Source organism: Pseudomonas sp. GL_103, from assembly GCF_057835175.1.
Window position 1 is genome coordinate 3,678,961 of record NZ_CM174420.1, and the last position, 16,340, is coordinate 3,695,300.

Below are 16,340 nucleotides of genomic sequence, written 5' to 3' on the forward strand. Positions count from 1 at the left end.
TCTCGGTTGGGGTATGCCTCACGCCGCCGACATCAACTTCGCGTAAGCCTGCAAATGATGGTCGTCGTCGCCGAACTGGCGCGCCACCATCAACAGATGCTTGGCATGGTGCGACAACATGTATTCCCAGGTCAGGCCGATACCACCGTGCAACTGGATGCCCTGGTCCGCGACAAAACGGCTGGCGCGGCTGACGATAAACTTGGCGGCGGCCAGGACGCGGCTGCGCTCGTCACTGTCGGCCTGATCGGCCACGCAGGCGGCGAGCAGGGTCATCGAGGTGGCCTGGTCCAGCTCGATGCGCATATCCACCATCCGGTGTTGCAGCACCTGGAACTTGCCGATGGGCTGACCGAACTGCTGGCGGGTTTTCAGGTAATCGAGGGTCAAGGCGCACGCCGCCTCCATGCTGCCCACGGCTTCGGCGCATTGCGCGGCGATGCAACGGCCTTGCTGATAACGCAGCGCCGGCAAGGCCTGCCCCACTTCGCCGAGCACCGCACTGCTTTTGACGAACACGTCTTCAAGGTACAGCTCGCAGGCCATCCGCCCGTCCAGGGTGTCGAAGGTGCGTCGACTGACGCCGCTGTCTTGCGGGTCGACCAGGAACAGACTGATGCCTTTCTCGTCCCGAACACCGCCACTGGTGCGCGCCGACACCAGAATCAGCCCGGCGCTCTGGCCACCGATAATCACCGACTTGCGGCCATTGAGTTTCCAGCCACCGCTGACTGGCTCGGCGATGGTCTGAACGTCGTGCAACTGGTAGTGACTCTGTGGTTCATCGAGGGCCACGGCCAGTTGCAGGCTGGCGCTGCCGACTTGCGGCAAAAGCGTGTCTTTCTGGGCTGCGTTGCCCAACTGCTCGACCAGGCCGCCGGCGAAAATCACCGAGTGCAGGTAAGGCTCCAGGCACAGGCCGCGACCCAGTTCGGTCATGATCAGCATGTTCTCCACACCGCTGCCACCATAGCCGCCATAGGCTTCGGCAAAGGGCACGGCGCACAGTCCGAGTTCACCCAGTTGCTGCATGAACGGGCCGCTGAAACCCTGTTGGCTCTGGCGGTACTGCTCGCGATGCTCAAAACCATACACGTCACGCACCAGGCGCGCGGCGGTTTCCTGCAGCATCAGCTGCTCTTCTGTCAGTTTGAAATCCATGGTCGTGGCGCCTTAGAGTTCGAGGATCATTTTCGCGATGATGTTCTTCTGGATTTCATTGGCGCCGCCATAGATCGAGGCCTTGCGCGCATCCAGGTACTGGTAGGTGGCCGCGCTGCTGTAGTCGGTGTAGAGCAACGGTTCGCTGCCATAACCCAGTTCATCTTCAATGAACGGCAACGCGTACGGCCCCATGGCCTTACTGATCAGGTAGGTGATGGCCTGCCGAATCTCGGTGCCCCTGATCTTCAGGAACGAGCTTTCGGCACCGGGTACATCGCCGTTTTGTGTCGCCGCCAACGTGCGCAGGTTGCTCATTTCGGCCGCCATCAATTGCATGTCGACTTCGGCAATCTGCGCGCGGAACAACGGATCTTCGATCAGCGGCCGACCGTCACGGACTTCCTGGCCGGCAATGCGCTTGAGCCGGGTGAGCAATGCCTTGTTCTGCGCGATCCCGCCGATGCTGGTGCGCTCGTGGGTCAGCAAGTACTTGGCGCAGGTCCAGCCCTCATTCTCTTGCCCGACCAGATTCGCCACCGGCACCCGCACATTGTCGAAGAACACTTCGTTGACTTCATGTTCGCCGTCCAGGGTGATGATCGGCCGCACCGTGATACCCGGGGTTTTCATGTCGATCAGCAGGAACGAAATGCCCCGTTGCTGACGGGCCTCGGGGTCGGTACGCACCAGGCAGAACATCCAGTCGGCAAAGTGCGCCAGCGTGGTCCAGGTCTTCTGGCCGTTGACCACGTAGTGATCGCCCTCGCGCACCGCGCGGGTTTTCAACGACGACAAATCAGAACCGGCCCCGGGTTCGGAGTAGCCCTGGCACCACCAGTCCTCACAGGAAAGGATCCGGGGAAGGAAGTGTGCTTTCTGCTCGGCGCTGCCGAACTTGATGATCACCGGGGCGACCATCTTAAGGCCGAACGACACCACTTTCGGTGCGCCCGCGGCAAAGCATTCCTCGTCGAAAATATGCTTCTGCACCGCACTCCAGCCGGTGCCGCCGAACTCGACCGGCCAGCCCGGCGCGAGCCAGCCTTGCCGGTCGAGAATCTGCATCCATTGCACCTGATGCGCTTTGCTCAGGCGTTTGCCCAACGAGATTCGCTCGGACAGCTCGCCAGGCAAATTGTCGCGCAAGAAGACTCGGACTTCCTGGCGAAAGGCCTGTTCCTGCACCGTGAATTCAATGTCCATCATCCACTCCAAAACCATTTGGGCTTACCCACACCCCCTGTGGGAGCGGGCTTGCTCGCGAAGGCGGCGTGCCAGTCAACGTTGATGTTGGATGTGACGGCCTCTTCGCGAGCAAGCTCGCTCCCACAGGGTATTTACGCTGCTTATTCGAAAACGATCACCGAGCGCGCCAGTTCACCGCGACGCAACTCATCGAACGCCTCGTTGATCTGGTCCAGGCGGATGCGCTGGGAAATCATCTCATCGAGCTTGAGCTTGCCGGACATGTAGAAATCCACCAGGCGCGGCATGTCGACCGGGAAGCGGTTAGAGCCCATCAGCGAGCCCTGGATGCGCCGTTCGTGGAGCAATTGCAGCGGATCCAGCTCGATCTTCAGGCCCGGCTTGAGCATGCCGATCACCGTGGCGGTACCGCCACGGGCGAGCATGGCGAAGGCCTGTTCGGCGGTCTGCTTGAGGCCGATGCATTCGAAGGCGTGGTGCACACCGCCGTGAGTCAACTCCATCACTTGCCTGGCGGCATCGCCATCCCGGCCGTTGATCACATCGGTGGCGCCGAACTGCCTGGCCAGTTCCAGCTTCGAGTCGAGCATGTCGATGGCGATGATCCGCCCTGCCCCGGCCAGCGCCGCGCCGTTGATCGCGGCCAGGCCGATACCGCCGCAACCGATCACGGCCACGGTCTCGCCTGGCCGCACCTTGGCGGTGTTGAACACCGCGCCAGTGCCGGTGGTCACCGCGCAACCGAGCAAGGCGGCGCGGTCCAGCGGCATGTCGCGGCGGATCGCCACGCAGGCATTTTCGTGCACCAGCATCTGCTCGGCGAACCCGGACAGGTTGACGAATTGCGGCATCGGTTTGTGCACGTAGGTCAGGCGTGGCTCTTCGTCCTTGCCACGTTTGGTTTCCGGCGACACGCAGCGCGCCAGATGGCCGGTCACGCAATGATCGCAGTGGCCACAGAACACCGTCAGGCAGGTGACCACATGATCGCCGGGCTTGACCGAACGCACTTCGGAGCCGACCTGCTCGACCACGCCGGCCGCTTCATGACCCAGGACCATCGGGCCGGGATACGGAAACGAGCCGTCGATGACATGCAAGTCCGAGTGGCACACACCCACGGCTTTGGTACGGATCAACACTTCGCGCGGACCGGGTTTGCTGATGCCCACCTCTTCGATGACCAGCGGGGCTCCAACCTGATGGAATACGGCAGCTTTCATGGCAGTTCTCTCAACAATGATGTGGGGTTCAGGCCGGGTTGGCCGCTGTACGCAAAACGGCTTTGGCGTGGCTGAAGGTGCGGAAACCGTCGATGCCATGGTAGGCACCCATGCCGCTTTGGCCGACGCCGCCGAACGGCAAACCTTCGGTGCTGGCGTGGCTCATCACGCCGTTGAGGGTCACGCCACCGGAACAGGTGCGGCTGAGTACCTGGGCCTCTTCGGCGGCATCGTTACCGAAGTAGTACAAGGCCAGCGGACGCGGCCGCGCGTTGATCCGGGCAATCACGTCGCTGATCGATTCGTAAGGCTTGATCGGCAGCAACGGGCCGAAGATTTCGTCCTGCATTACCTGCAAATCGTCACCGGGGTTGCGCAGCAGCGTCGGCACGATCTTGTTCAGTGTCGATTGACTGAAATCTTCAGCGCCGGCGTTCAGTTCGATCAGCTCGACACCGGCGGCGCGGGCCTCGCTCAGGTAACCCTGCAAGCGCTCGAAATGCCGGGCGTTGATGATCGAGGTGTAGTCGGGGTTGTCCCTGAGCGTCGGGAAAAACTTCGCCACCACGGCCCTGGCCACGCCGATGAAGGCGTCCACCGACTCTTGCGGGACAAACACGTAGTCCGGCGCCACGCACAGCTGGCCGGCATTGAGCAGCTTGCCGATCACCACTTTGGCCACCGCTTCGTTGAAGTCTGCCGAGCGCGAGATGATCGTCGGCGACTTGCCGCCCAATTCCAGGGTCACCGGCACCAGGTTCTCCGCCGCCGCCCGCAACACGTGCTTGCCGATGCTGGTGGCACCGGTGAACAGCAGATGATCGAACGGCTGGCCGCAGAACGCCTGGCCGACCTCTGCGCCGCCCAGAACGACCGCTACCTCTTCTTCGGCGTACACCGAACGAATCAGACGGGCGATCAATGCCGAGGTGTGCGGATTGAATTCCGACGGTTTGATCATCACCCGGTTGCCCGCCGCCAACGCGCCGGCAAGCCCGCTGAACACCATGTAGCCAGGCACGTTCCAGGCCGTGACGATGCCCACGACCCCCAGGGGTTGGTATTGCAACCAGGCTTCACCGGCCCGGGCCTGACGTTGTTCCGGGCGCATCCATTGCGCCAGTTCGGCTTTGGTCTGCTTGAGCGTGGCCAGTGGCGACAGCACTTCACTGCCCTTGGAGAAACCGGGGCTGCGATGGCCGAAATCGGCGGTCAGGGCCTCGATGATTTCCTGCTCATGATTGACCAGCAAACCGATCGCCCGGTCGAGCAATTCACAGCGCTCTTCAAGGGTATAGGGTTCGCGGGCCTGGAAGGCCGCGCGTTGTTTTTCCAGGATCGTGCGGATGTCACAGCTCGTCGAACTCTCGATGGCGCTCATCACTACCTCGCTTGTTTTTGTCAGGACGCGGCCACGGTCGGGCTGCAATGCACAGGGTCTGGCTGCATGGTTGATCATCGCTGGTGCGGCGCCGCCACCCGGATCAGGTGGGTGGCGTCACGTCGATGGATTCAAGCGAGGATGCCCATGGCCTTGGCGCTGTTGATGGCCTGGGTGCGACGACAGGCGCCGAGCTTGACGTTGATGTTCTTGGCGTGGGTTTTCACGGTGTTTTCCGAGATGAACAAGCGGCTGCCCACTTCGCGTACCGACATCCCCTCGGCCAGCAACTTGAGTACCGAGACCTCGCGGGGTGTCAGGTCATCCTGGTAATCCGCCACGCCGGTCAGGCGAACCGGCGAAACCTTGTCGTCGTTGGCCGGTTGCTCGCGGGCGGCGATCCGGGCTTTCTGCCGTGCGATCGGCCCTTGGTAACACGCAGCGTGGATCTTGCCCCAATGCATGCGCCGCTCGGCTTCGTACAAGTGCCAGCGGGCCTTTTCCGGGTCACGGCTGCGCGAAGCGATTTCCGACAACAGCAGATAGCCGTTGAGCACAAAGGGGGCGCAGCAGTCGCGGACCTGCAACAGCCCCGCTTGCACCACCACCTCGGCTTCGTGGGTGTGGCCCTGTTGCAACAGCAACTCGCCCTGGGCAAACAGCAGCCGCCCGAGCAACGGGTAAGGTTGCGCGCCCTTCACGGTCAGTCGGTTGAGCTCGCTACGCACCAGCGATTGCGCCTGCCCCCATTGCCCCTGAAGCATCAGCAGGCGCGCCCGGTCGACGTTGACCAGCACTTCCGACTCATGACTGCCCTGGCGCCGGGCCAGTTCCAGTGAGTGATCCAGCAGCGACTGGGCCTCGACAAGGTCGCCGGCCTCCATCGCGATTCGCGCCAGGATGCAATGGCACAGCAATACCGACAGCCAATCCTCAGCCGTCAGGTCGTCAAGGGCCGCCCGACAATGCAGGCGCGCCGAGTCGGCATGGCCGCGCAATGCCTGCAAGGTGCCGTACAGCGCCTGCCAGTTCGCCAGCAGACGATGATTGCGCCGGGTATCGGGCAACGGCAGAAAATGCCCGAGCCGCGCCAGGCACTCGGCGGCCTCGTCCAGCCGCCCACTGAACAATAACGCCTTGGCACACAGGTAAATCAGGCGCGGGCTGCTGTGCAGCAACTGCGGTTCGATACGCTCACGCCAGTCCATCAGCTTGCTCAGATGCTGTTCGCCGAGGATCCAGCTCAGCCACAAGCGCTCCATGTAATTGGCGGCCACCTCGGGCTGATCAGCCCACAACGCCTGCTCCACCGCCTCATCGACATGCCCCAGCACGCTGAGCAACTGACAGGCCCGCAATCGCAAGCGGTTCAGCGCCAGGCCAGCCAATTGATGCTGCAACGCCCGGGCCACGGCCGGAAGCAGCCGGAACCAGCCAGATTGTTGCTCCACCGGGAACACATAAGCCTGGCCGTGCAGCAGGCTGTTGAACACCCGACCACCCTGCTGGCCTTCCCATAACTGTTCGCAGAAGTCCGCGCTGAATCGGGACAAATGCGCGAGCCCGCACAGGACCTCGCGCTGTTCCTGGCTCAGCCGCGACAACAGTTCGCGCTCAAGGTATTGAGTGAGCAAGGGTGAGGACTGTGCCTGCTCCAGAGAAAGCGACAGACGAATACCGGCGCACCACCCGCCTGTCTCATGCCAGAGTTTTTCTCTGGCCGTTGCATCGGTGTGCGGCGCAAGGGCATCGATCAGCGATTCGAACTCATCGGGGCGCAGGGCCAGTTGCCCGGTGCCCAGCTCCTGCAACTGCCCGGTCAGCATCAAGCGCGGCAGATTCCAGTCCGGGCGCTGGCGACAGGTGACCAACACTTGCAGTCGTGGTGTTTTGAGGGACAGGAGTTGGTCGAACCAGTGGTTCAGGTCTGCCGGCATCTGTGCCGGGAGATCGTCGAAAACCAGGCGAAGCTTGAGATCTCCGCTGGTCGCAAGGGCCTCATCGCGAGCAAGCTCGCTCCCACAGTTGACCGCGTTCCCCTGTGGGAGCGAGCTTGCTCGCGATAGCGATGGCTCAGTCTCCAGATTTCTTGAATCGAGAACATCCAGTAGCGCATAGGGAGCCGTATCAGCCGCCAACCCCAATTCACCCGCCAATCCTGAAATGAAGTGCTCCAGCGTCTGCGGCTGTGCGCCCAAAGACATCCACACCACTTGCCCCGGCGGCGCAACGCCTTGCAAATACTGCTGCAACAATGACGTCTTGCCATACCCGGCAGGCGCGCAAAGCAGTTGCAAGCGGCACTGCTTGCCCTCAAGTGCATCGATCAGATGCGGCCGTGGCACAAACATGGCGGACCTCGCTGATGGGAAGTGGACTCCATCATTGAGCCGGACACCGGTTTGCGCGCCACCCGCATCAGGTGGGTGCAAGGCTCGCAATGCACAACGCCCTGCGAACAGGGCGTTGCTTGAGGCGAGGGCGAACGGTCAGCGAATGCCGTCGTTGCGCAGCGCAGCCGGGGTGAAATCGGTCATCTTCGCGGTCAAGCCATAGGTGGTGGCGTGCCTGGACTGGTTGGTCATGGCCAGCACGTTGTAGCGGCCGGCGATCAGGTCGTAGATGCCGAGCATCGCGAAGTTCGGCGCGCCACGCTCGTAATCGTTGATCGCATAACCTTCCGCCACCCGCCACAGCTGGCCACGACCGTCGTAGTGATCGACCTCGGCCAGTTGCCAGGTGTCCTCATCGAAGTACATGTCACGCTTGGCATACACGTGACGCTGACCGGGCTTGAGCGTGGCCTGCACGTGCCAGACGCGGTGCAATTCGTAGCGCGTCAGGTCCTGGTTGATATGCCCCGGCTTGATGATGTCGTCGTACTTGACCTTCGGCGACTGCAACTTGTAGTTGTTGTACGGGATGTACAGCTCCTGTTTGCCCACCAGCTTCCAGTCATAACGATCCGGTGCGCCGTTCATCATGTCGGTGTTGTCGGCGGTGCGCATGCCGTCGGAGCCGTTGCCCGGGCCATCGTAAGCCACTTGCGGTGCACGCCGTACGCGGCGCTGGCCGGCGTTGTAGACCCACGCCAGGCGCGGTTCCTTGACCTGGTCGATGGTCTCGTGGATCAGGATCACGCTGCCGGCCATGCGCGACGGCGCGGTGATTTCCTGTTTGTAGTAGTACAGGACGTTGTCGGCCTGCCCGGCATCGACGCCTTCCATCAATTGCGGGAAGGCCAGTTTGTCTTCGTACTCGACAATGTTGTAAGAACCATTGGTTTGCGGAGCAGCCTGGGCCGCAATACGTTCCATGTTGCCGCCGCGATAACGGTTGGTGTGGTTCCAGTAGACCTCCACGCCGTTCTTTGGAATCGGGAACGGGTAGTAACGGGTCTGAGTGAAGTTCACCAGGCCGTTGCCATCGGGCGTCAGCTCGGTGGTCACCGCACTCTTTTTCGCGATGTCATAGACATTCTGCGGTGACGCTGCGGTGCGCAGGGTCTTGTACACCGGGATCTTGTAGCTGTCCGGATAACGCTTGAACATCGCCAGCTGGCCCGGGGTCAGCTTGTCCTTGTACTGGTCGACGTTGGCTGCCGTGATCACGAACTGCGGTTTTTCACCGACAAACGGATCACCGAGAAAACCATTGTCGAGTGCCGCCGCACCGGGTTTGAGGCCACCGGTCCAGGCCGGAATGCTGCCGTTGGCATTGCCCTCTTTCTGTGCCCCCAACGGCGTCAGCGTAGTCCCCAGTTGCGCCGCCTCCTGTGGGGCAACCGCGGCCATCACACCGCTGGCCAGCAACGACAGACTCAGTGCGCCAGCGCGCAGAATTAAACGTGCGTTCATGTTCAGTTTCCTCTGGCAGGGTTGCATCAGAAATTCACGCCGAAGCTCAGCGCGGCATAGTCGCGGTCGACGTTGGTGTTGAAATCGCCACCGAAGTAGTTGGTGTAACTCAGGCTGGCGGTGTAGGTGTTCTGGTAATCGGCATCGACACCCAGGCTCACGGCCTTGGAGCCTTCTTCGAAGTTCGGGCCGAAACCCTGGACGTCGTGGGACCAGGCAAGGTTCGGCGACAGGTTGATGCCGGAGATCACGTTCGGGTAGTCGAGCTTGCCGCGCAGGCGATAGCCCCAGCTGCTGCTGGTGTAGAAACCATCGTTGTTGCATTCCTGCGCCGGGTTGCTGGCGTTGGGCAGGCCTGCCGCCGAACCTCGGCAGGTGGCCGCGCCCGCTGCGCCCGGCAGTTCGCCGGAACCGAAGGCCGGGCTGCGACCGAAGCGCAAGTCCGTACCGTCCGCCTTGCCCAGGCCGTTGATCTTGTTGTAACCCACCTCACCCACCAGGGTCAGGCGACTGGCACCGAACACTTGATCGAAGAACTGCGTGGCGGTCACCTGCGCCTGGGTCACCGGCATGCGCTTGTAGCCGTTGACCTCGGCACCCAGGGTGCGTCCGGCGAAACCGGTGGTGATCAGCGGTGACGTTGCGCCGAAGGTCGCGGCGGACAACAGGTCAGCGGTGTTCAGTTGCAGCGGCATGTTTGGCCGGTAGCTGACTTCGCCACCGAGCGATACGCCGGCGACGTTGGTCTGGAAGCTCAAGCCGTACAGACGAATATCTTCCGGATAATCGATGAAGTAACGCGCACTGCGCGCCGAGGCCACGCCACCGGCCGGGTTGCTCATCTGATTGATGCTCAGGAGCGGGTTACGGCTGTGGTAGTTCATCGCGTAGGCGCCGAACTCGGTGTCGTTGGCTTCCGGCACATACCAACGCAGCGCCAGGCCATACTGGCCACCGTCGCGCGCATCGTTGTCCTTCAGGCGCGGGATGAACGCGTCGTCGGTGCCGGCGGCAATGGCAGCCAGACCGCCGGTGTTCTTCGCAACACCCGGTGGCAGGTCGAGACCGGCGATCACCAGGCGATCGTCACAACCTTGCGGCACACCGTCATTGCCGAAGAATGTGCCGCAGTTGTCCACCACCGACTTGTCCCATTGCAGCTGGTAGAAACCTTCAGCGGTGATGTTGTCCGCCAGGCCCTGGGACACGTAGAGCAGGTTGACCGGGATCAGACCCTCCTTCACTTCCGCACCCGGGCGACGCAAGGCGGCGACGTCGATCGGGTTGATGCTGTTGATCGAGTTGCCGATGAAGGTGCTCTCGCCCCAGCTCACCACTTGCTTGCCCAGGCGCACGTTGCCGACCTGATCGCCAATCGTGTAGTTGTGGTAGACGAAGCTGTCGAGGAACATCGCGCCGGACGACTTGGCCGCACGGTCACGTCCCGAGTCGTCGATGTCATAGAACGGACGGCTCTCGTCCATCAGCTCGAAGTCGTACCAGTATTTGCCGCGCACGAAGGCGCCGCTGTCGCCGTACTTGAGCTCCAGGTCATGCACGCCCTTGAAGATCTTCGAGAAGGTTTCACCCTTCTTGAAGTTCAGGCGGTTGTCGTCGGTGGTCCGGGACGCGGACTTGCCGCCGGTGACACCCTGGGAGTTGAAGTTGGAGATGAATTGCTTGTCCGGATCAGCTGCCGACCAGCTCGCGCCAATCGACAGCGACGAATCGAAATTGCCCTGAATTTCCCCGATATTGAAAGCGACAGCGTGAGCCTCATTGCTCGCGCAAGTGGCAACCATCACAGCGACGGCCAGCAGACTCGGCTGGAAGACTCCGCGCATTGTTTTTGTTGTCATGCGGTTTCTCCGGTTAAGGATTAAGTGTTGGAGCGCCCATGCTAGCGGCGCTCCGTTGGGGGTCTCACACCCGAACGGGTGATTTGAAACAGCCTTATTGATGGGGTTTTGTGCCGCGTAACCACCCGGTTCGAACCACGGTCACCGTGCGTTACGCTCGGTGACACTCACCCGGTAAAAGTTGGTGCTCGCTTGTCGATAAACGCCGCCACGGCTTCGCGGTGGTCGGCGGTCTGGTGCGACAGCACCTGGAACGTCGCCGACATTTCCAGCAGCGTGTCGAGTCGGGTGTGCAAGGCCTCGCGCAACAAACGCTTGGCCAGGCGCACGGCGTGAGGCGGGTTGGCGGCGATCGACGCGGCGATCTCCCGCGCCGTATCCAGCAACTGCTCGGCGGGGACAACGCGGGACACCAGGTTCCATTGCTCGGCCTGGCGTGCGTCGATCATTTGTCCGGTCAGGGTCAGTTCGGTGGCGCGGGACAAACCGATGATGCGTGGCAACAACCAGGCGCCGCCGTCGCCAGGAATGATCCCCAACTTGACGAAACTCTCGGCAAACTTCGCGTGCTCCGACGCCACGCGGATGTCACACATGCACGCCAGATCCAGCCCCGCGCCGATGGCCGCGCCATTGACCGCGGCGATCACCGGTACTTCCAGATTGAACAACGCCAAGGGCAAGCGCTGAATGCCGGTGCGATATTCCTGACGCAATTGCATGCCCGACATCTGCGCGTAGCGATCCATGTCGCGCACGTTGCCACCGGAGCAGAACGCCGTGCCGGCGCCGGTGATGATCACTGCACGCACACTGCTGTCGCGTTCAATCCGCTCAATGGCTTCGAGGAATTCCGGCACGGCGCTGTTGCCGGTCAGCGGGTTGCGTCGTTCGGGGTCATTCATCGTCAGGGTGACGACATGACCTTCCTGTTCGTACTTCAAAAACGGGCTCATGGATGATCCTCAGGCCGATGGGGACAGGGTGACGTGACGCACGAAATGGCTGGCGCAGGTATCCGGTTGTTCAAGAAACGCCTGGCCGACGATGCCGTTCCACCAGGTTTCCGAGCCGTCGCTGATGCGCCACTCGTGCAGGCGCCGGGTGAACAGTTGCAAGTCCAGTTCTTCGGTCACGCCGATGGCGCCGAACAGTGCGTGGGCGATGGCAGTGACTTGAGGCACGGCCATGCTGGTCCGCGCTTTGGCAATGGCCGTCGCCATCAGGTCCGGCACCTGAAAATCGCCGGAAAACGCCAGTTCAGCGGCGATGCGCGCGGCGGCCACTTGCTCGGCCATCACGCTGAGTTGATGCTGCACGGCCTGGAATTTGCCGATGGCCTTGCCGAACTGCACCCGGTCGTTGCAGTACTCCAGCGTCATGGCGAGAACCTGCTCCATGGCCCCGGCGATGGCGGCGGCGTGGATAGCCGCGTTGAACACTCGTACTTCTTCGCCGTTATTGCCGATTGCGCTGCCGAGTGAATCCTGCGGCCAGTACAAGGTGGCGCATTGACTGCCGTGAACGCCCGTGGACTCGCGGCGGGCGAGGCTGCAATCGAGCAGCAGCAACTCGCCGTCCAGGTTGACCAGGGCGAAATCAGCCAACAAACCAAACGCCACACGCGGCACACACAACAGGCCATCGGGCTGGCGGCAGGCCGTACCGGCCAGGGTCAACATGCCGGTCGGTGGCCGGCTCGGGCAGTCACACATCAACGCGCGGGCAGCAATGCTTTGCGCCGCCGGGACCGGCAGCGCGCAGCGACCGAAGGCGACAAAAATCGGCAGCAGTGCATTCAGCGCCAGTCCCGCGCCACCGGCGACTTCAGGCGTCAGCAATTCCAGAAAGCCGCTGTCTTCCAGGGCACTCCACAGCGTTGCAGCGCTGTCTCCGTTTTCCACGGCACGGACCAGCGCCGGCGTGCACAAGTCGCTGAGGATCTTTTCAATGGCTTCAGTGAACATGAAGTTTTTCCTATTCGAGGTGCATCAGCGCAGGCCGAGGCCGCGAGCGATCATGCCGCGCAGGATTTCCCGGGTGCCGCCGCGCAACGAGAAGGTCGGCGCGACCTGGTTCAGGTAGACGACCGTGCGGTACAGCTCCTCATCGACGGGTACATCCGGATGGGCGCTGATCGCCGTGGCAATCGCTGTCGGGATCGCCTGTTCGAATTCAGTGCCGATGTCCTTGACCAGCGCAGCTTCCACCACCGGGCTTTCGCCCCGGGCGAGCAATGCAGTCAGCGCCAGCGAGAGGTTGCGCAGGCAGGTCAACTGCGTGAGGAAACTGCCGAGCAACGCGGATTCCTGTGCAGTGGCGCCGTGACGGCGCAAGGTGTCGGCCCACAGATCGAGCAACACCACGCTGGAGTAGAAGCGCTCCGGCCCGCTGCGCTCGAACGCGAGTTCGGCATTCACCTGCTTCCAGCCGCTGCCCTCCTCGCCCACCAACGCGTCTTCGCCGAGCAAGACATCGTCGAAGGCCACTTCGGAGAAATGCGCGTCGCCGGCCAAGTCGACAATGGGACGCACGCTGATGCCTGGCTGCCTGAGGTCGATGATGAATTGCGACAGCCCGTTGTGACGGTCCTCGGGCGAACCGCTGGTGCGCACCAGGGCGATCATGTAGTCGGCGTGATGGGCATTGGTGGTCCAGATCTTGCGCCCGCTCAGACGCCAACCTTCAGGGCAACGGGTGGCGCGGCTGCGCACGCTGGCCAGGTCAGACCCCGAGTTCGGTTCGCTCATGCCGATGCAGAAAAACGCCTTGCCGGCGCAGATGCGCGGCAGGAAAAAATCCTTCTGCGCGTCGTTGCCGAATTTCAGGATCAACGGCCCGCTCTGGCGGTCGGCGATCCAGTGCGCCGCCACCGGAGCACCGGCCGACAGCAGTTCCTCGACCAGCACGAAGCGACTGAACGCATCCAGCCCGGCACCGCCATAAGCGGTCGGCAAGGTCAGGCCGACCCAGCCACGGTGCGCGAGCTGGCGACTGAAACCGGCGTCAAAACCGGTCCAGCTGCGGGCCCGTACATTCGCCGGAACGCTCGGCAGATGCTCGGCCAGAAAACCTTTGACCTCGGCACGAAAGGCCTCGGCGTGTGGCGGCAGCGCGGTCAGGCGAAAGGCGTCGAGCAAGCTGCTCACTGGGCACCCCCACTGGCTTTGCCGTACAGCGTCACCACGCATGCACCGCCCAGCCCGAGGTTATGGGCCATGGCCAGACGTGCACCGTCGACCTGGCGCTGATCGGCATTACCGCGCAATTGCTGGGTCAGCTCGTAGCACTGCGCCAGACCGGTCGCGCCCAATGGATGGCCCTTGGAAAGCAGGCCGCCGGACGGGTTGATGACGATTTGTCCGCCGTAGGTGTTGTCGCCGTCCATGACGAACTTCTCGGCCCCGCCCTCGGGGCAGAAACCCAGCGACTCGTAGCAGATCACTTCGTTCTGGGCGAAGCAGTCATGCAGTTCGCACACATCGATGTCCTGCGGGCCGACACCGGCCTTCTCGTAGACCTGGCCCACGGCGGCGTGGGTCATGTGGGTACCGACCCAGTCGAGCAGCGACGGTTTTTCGAAATTGAAGGATTCCGGGGTGTCGGTGGTCATCGCCTGGGCAACGATTTCCACATCGCGGCGCAGGCCATGCTTTTTCGCAAAACACTCGGACACCAGGATCGCCGCGGCACCACCGCAGGTTGGCGGGCACGCCATCAGGCGGGTCATGACGCCTGGCAGAATCACCGGGTCGCTCATCACGTCTTCGACGCTGAGCACCTTGCGAAACAATGCGAGCGGGTTGTTGGCTGCATGACGGCTGGCCTTGGCGCGCACGGCGGCGAAGGTTTCCATTTTGGTGCCGTATTTGTGCATGTACTCGCGCCCGGCACCACCGAAGGTACGGATGGCCTGAGGCATGCCATCCATATCGGCGGTGAGACCGCGCAGGATCGGCAGGAAGCGTTCGCGGGTTGGCGGGCGGTCGTCCCAGTGGGATTTCAACGCGCCGGCCTGCATCTGCTCGAAACCCACCGCCAATACGCAATCTGCCGAACCGGACTCGATGGCCTTGCGCGCCAGGTACAGCGCGGTGGAACCGGTGGAGCAGTTGTTGTTGACGTTGACCACCGGAATCCCGGTCATGCCCACTTCGTACAGCACGGTCTGGCCGCAGGTGGAGTCGCCGTAGACATAACCGGCATACGCTTCTTGCACCAGTTTGTAGTCAATGCCCGCATCAGCCAGGGCCAGGCGTACCGCTTCGGACCCCATCTGCACATAGGTCGGGCTGTCGCTGGGCTTGCGGAACGGGATCATGCCGACGCCGGCCACTAGTACTTTTTCGCTCATGGTGTCACCTGAAAATGAGGGGGAAGGATCACAACTGGCGCGCGATCAGCTCGCGCAGCACTTCACTGGTGCCACCAAAGATGCGCGTCACGCGCATGTCGACGAAGGCGCGGGCAATCGGGTACTCGAGCATGTAGCCGTAGCCGCCGTGGAGCTGGACCATGTCGTCGATGCACTGCCAAAGCGTCTCGGTGGCGTACAGCTTGGCGATGGCCGACTCCTGTACGGTCAGGCGGCGACGCATGTGTTCGGCGATGTAGTGGTCGATGGTCAGGCGCACGGCGGTGGCCTTGGCCTTGATGTCGGCCAGCTTGAATTTGGTGTTCTGGAAATCCCACACGGTCTGGTTGAAGGCCTTGCGGTCCTTCACGTACTCGACGGTCTGCTCCAGCAGGCGCTCGAGCTTGGCGGCGCTGTACAGGGCGATCACCAGGCGCTCTTGCGGCAACTCTTCCATCAGGTGCATGAAGCCTTTGTTTTCTTCACCGAGCAGGTTGCCCACCGGCACACGCACATCGTCGAAGAACAACTCGGCGGTGTCGGCAGCGTGCTGGCCGACCTTCTCCAGCTTGCGGCCACGACGGAAACCCTCGCGATTGCACTCGACCATGATCAGGCTGCAGCCCTTGGCGCCAGCGCTCGGGTCGGTCTTGCACACCACCACGACCATGTCGCAGGTCAGGCCGTTGCTGATGAAGGTCTTGCTGCCATTGATCACCCACTCGTCACCGTCGCGCACGGCAGTGGTGCGGATCGCCTTGAGGTCGGAACCGGTGCCCGGTTCGGTCATGGCCACCGCCAGCACGGTTTCGCCAGAGCAGATTTTCGGCAGCCATTTCTGCTTCTGCTCTTCGGTGCCCAGGCGCACGATGTAAGGCGCGACGATGTCGGAATGCACACCCAGGCTCCAGCCCGAGACACCGGCGCGGTACAGCTCTTCGATCAGCACCGCCGAATGGCCGAAGTCGCCGCCGCCACCGCCGTACTCGGTCGGCACGGTGAGGCACAGCAGGTTATGGCGGCCCGCCTTGAGCCAGGTTTCCCGGTCGACCTGCCCGGCCTCGTCCCACTGCGCCTGCTTGGGCAGGCATTCACGCTCGAAGAAACGGCGCGCGGTTTCACGCAGCATTTCGTGGTCTTCACGGTAGACGGTACGGTTGATGTGCATCGGGATCTCCAGTGGGTTGCCAGGCAGGCATGCGCCTGGTTCGTGAGTCCACTGTATGGGCGGGGGGTGGGTCGTGAGGCCACCCGGATCGGGTAGCGGATTTGCGGAGCGGTTTTACGGAGGGCTTG

General features: G+C 62.5%; 12 protein-coding genes. All 12 read right to left on the reverse strand.

Features of this window, described 5'->3' with window-relative positions:
- Positions 1-18 precede the first annotated feature (18 nt).
- The 12 genes from AC3IP0_RS16520 to AC3IP0_RS16575 all read right to left on the reverse strand — a co-directional run bounded on the left by AC3IP0_RS16520 (position 19) and on the right by AC3IP0_RS16575 (position 16,212).
- A complete protein-coding gene (locus AC3IP0_RS16520) occupies positions 19-1,161 on the reverse strand; it encodes an acyl-CoA dehydrogenase family protein (RefSeq protein WP_489325342.1) in 1,143 nt (380 codons plus the stop codon).
- A 12-nt stretch (positions 1,162-1,173) separates the two neighbouring features.
- The gene (locus tag AC3IP0_RS16525) at positions 1,174-2,367 is read right to left on the reverse strand and encodes an acyl-CoA dehydrogenase family protein (protein ID WP_489325343.1); all 1,194 of its coding nucleotides are present in this window, start codon (positions 2,365-2,367) and stop codon (positions 1,174-1,176) included.
- 143 nt (positions 2,368-2,510) lie between these two features.
- On the reverse strand, positions 2,511-3,593 hold the full coding sequence (locus tag AC3IP0_RS16530; RefSeq protein WP_489316183.1) for a Zn-dependent alcohol dehydrogenase: 1,083 nt from the start codon (positions 3,591-3,593) through the stop codon (positions 2,511-2,513).
- 28 nt (positions 3,594-3,621) lie between these two features.
- Positions 3,622-5,052: a coniferyl aldehyde dehydrogenase gene (locus AC3IP0_RS16535; RefSeq protein WP_489325345.1), complete on the reverse strand. Its 1,431-nt coding sequence runs from the start codon at positions 5,050-5,052 to the stop codon at positions 3,622-3,624.
- A 53-nt stretch (positions 5,053-5,105) separates the two neighbouring features.
- Positions 5,106-7,325, reverse strand: coding sequence for a helix-turn-helix transcriptional regulator (locus tag AC3IP0_RS16540; protein ID WP_489325346.1), 2,220 nt, complete (start codon positions 7,323-7,325; stop codon positions 5,106-5,108).
- A gap of 138 nt (positions 7,326-7,463) precedes the next feature.
- Positions 7,464-8,831: a DUF1329 domain-containing protein gene (locus tag AC3IP0_RS16545; protein ID WP_489325348.1), complete on the reverse strand. Its 1,368-nt coding sequence runs from the start codon at positions 8,829-8,831 to the stop codon at positions 7,464-7,466.
- Between the two features lie 26 nt (positions 8,832-8,857).
- Positions 8,858-10,690, reverse strand: coding sequence for a DUF1302 domain-containing protein (locus AC3IP0_RS16550; protein WP_489325350.1), 1,833 nt, complete (start codon positions 10,688-10,690; stop codon positions 8,858-8,860).
- A 167-nt stretch (positions 10,691-10,857) separates the two neighbouring features.
- Positions 10,858-11,646 carry a crotonase/enoyl-CoA hydratase family protein gene (locus tag AC3IP0_RS16555; RefSeq protein WP_489325351.1) on the reverse strand — a complete coding sequence of 263 codons (789 nt, stop codon included), beginning with the start codon at positions 11,644-11,646 and terminating at the stop codon, positions 10,858-10,860.
- Between the two features lie 9 nt (positions 11,647-11,655).
- The gene (locus AC3IP0_RS16560) at positions 11,656-12,657 is read right to left on the reverse strand and encodes an acyl-CoA dehydrogenase family protein (protein ID WP_489325352.1); all 1,002 of its coding nucleotides are present in this window, start codon (positions 12,655-12,657) and stop codon (positions 11,656-11,658) included.
- A 24-nt stretch (positions 12,658-12,681) separates the two neighbouring features.
- Positions 12,682-13,839, reverse strand: coding sequence for an acyl-CoA dehydrogenase family protein (locus tag AC3IP0_RS16565; protein ID WP_489325354.1), 1,158 nt, complete (start codon positions 13,837-13,839; stop codon positions 12,682-12,684).
- A complete protein-coding gene (locus AC3IP0_RS16570; RefSeq protein ID WP_489325356.1) occupies positions 13,836-15,044 on the reverse strand; it encodes a lipid-transfer protein in 1,209 nt (402 codons plus the stop codon). The genes AC3IP0_RS16565 and AC3IP0_RS16570 overlap by 4 nt, the downstream gene beginning before the upstream one ends.
- A gap of 28 nt (positions 15,045-15,072) precedes the next feature.
- Positions 15,073-16,212, reverse strand: coding sequence for an acyl-CoA dehydrogenase family protein (locus AC3IP0_RS16575; protein WP_489316192.1), 1,140 nt, complete (start codon positions 16,210-16,212; stop codon positions 15,073-15,075).
- Between the last annotated feature and the right edge of the window lie 128 nt (positions 16,213-16,340).

Excerpts from the sequence above, each read along its gene's own strand:
- AC3IP0_RS16560 (WP_489325352.1), bottom strand. The coding sequence starts at position 12,657 with ATGTTCACTGAAGCCATTGAAAAGATCCTCAGCGACTTGTGCACGCCG.
- AC3IP0_RS16535 (WP_489325345.1), bottom strand. The coding sequence starts at position 5,052 with ATGATCAACCATGCAGCCAGACCCTGTGCATTGCAGCCCGACCGTGGC.
- AC3IP0_RS16520 (WP_489325342.1), bottom strand. The coding sequence starts at position 1,161 with ATGGATTTCAAACTGACAGAAGAGCAGCTGATGCTGCAGGAAACCGCC.
- AC3IP0_RS16545 (WP_489325348.1), bottom strand. The coding sequence starts at position 8,831 with ATGAACGCACGTTTAATTCTGCGCGCTGGCGCACTGAGTCTGTCGTTG.
- AC3IP0_RS16555 (WP_489325351.1), bottom strand. The coding sequence starts at position 11,646 with ATGAGCCCGTTTTTGAAGTACGAACAGGAAGGTCATGTCGTCACCCTG.
- AC3IP0_RS16525 (WP_489325343.1), bottom strand. The coding sequence starts at position 2,367 with ATGGACATTGAATTCACGGTGCAGGAACAGGCCTTTCGCCAGGAAGTC.
- AC3IP0_RS16550 (WP_489325350.1), bottom strand. The coding sequence starts at position 10,690 with ATGACAACAAAAACAATGCGCGGAGTCTTCCAGCCGAGTCTGCTGGCC.
- AC3IP0_RS16530 (WP_489316183.1), bottom strand. The coding sequence starts at position 3,593 with ATGAAAGCTGCCGTATTCCATCAGGTTGGAGCCCCGCTGGTCATCGAA.
- AC3IP0_RS16540 (WP_489325346.1), bottom strand. The coding sequence starts at position 7,325 with ATGTTTGTGCCACGGCCGCATCTGATCGATGCACTTGAGGGCAAGCAG.
- AC3IP0_RS16575 (WP_489316192.1), bottom strand. The coding sequence starts at position 16,212 with ATGCACATCAACCGTACCGTCTACCGTGAAGACCACGAAATGCTGCGT.
- AC3IP0_RS16570 (WP_489325356.1), bottom strand. The coding sequence starts at position 15,044 with ATGAGCGAAAAAGTACTAGTGGCCGGCGTCGGCATGATCCCGTTCCGC.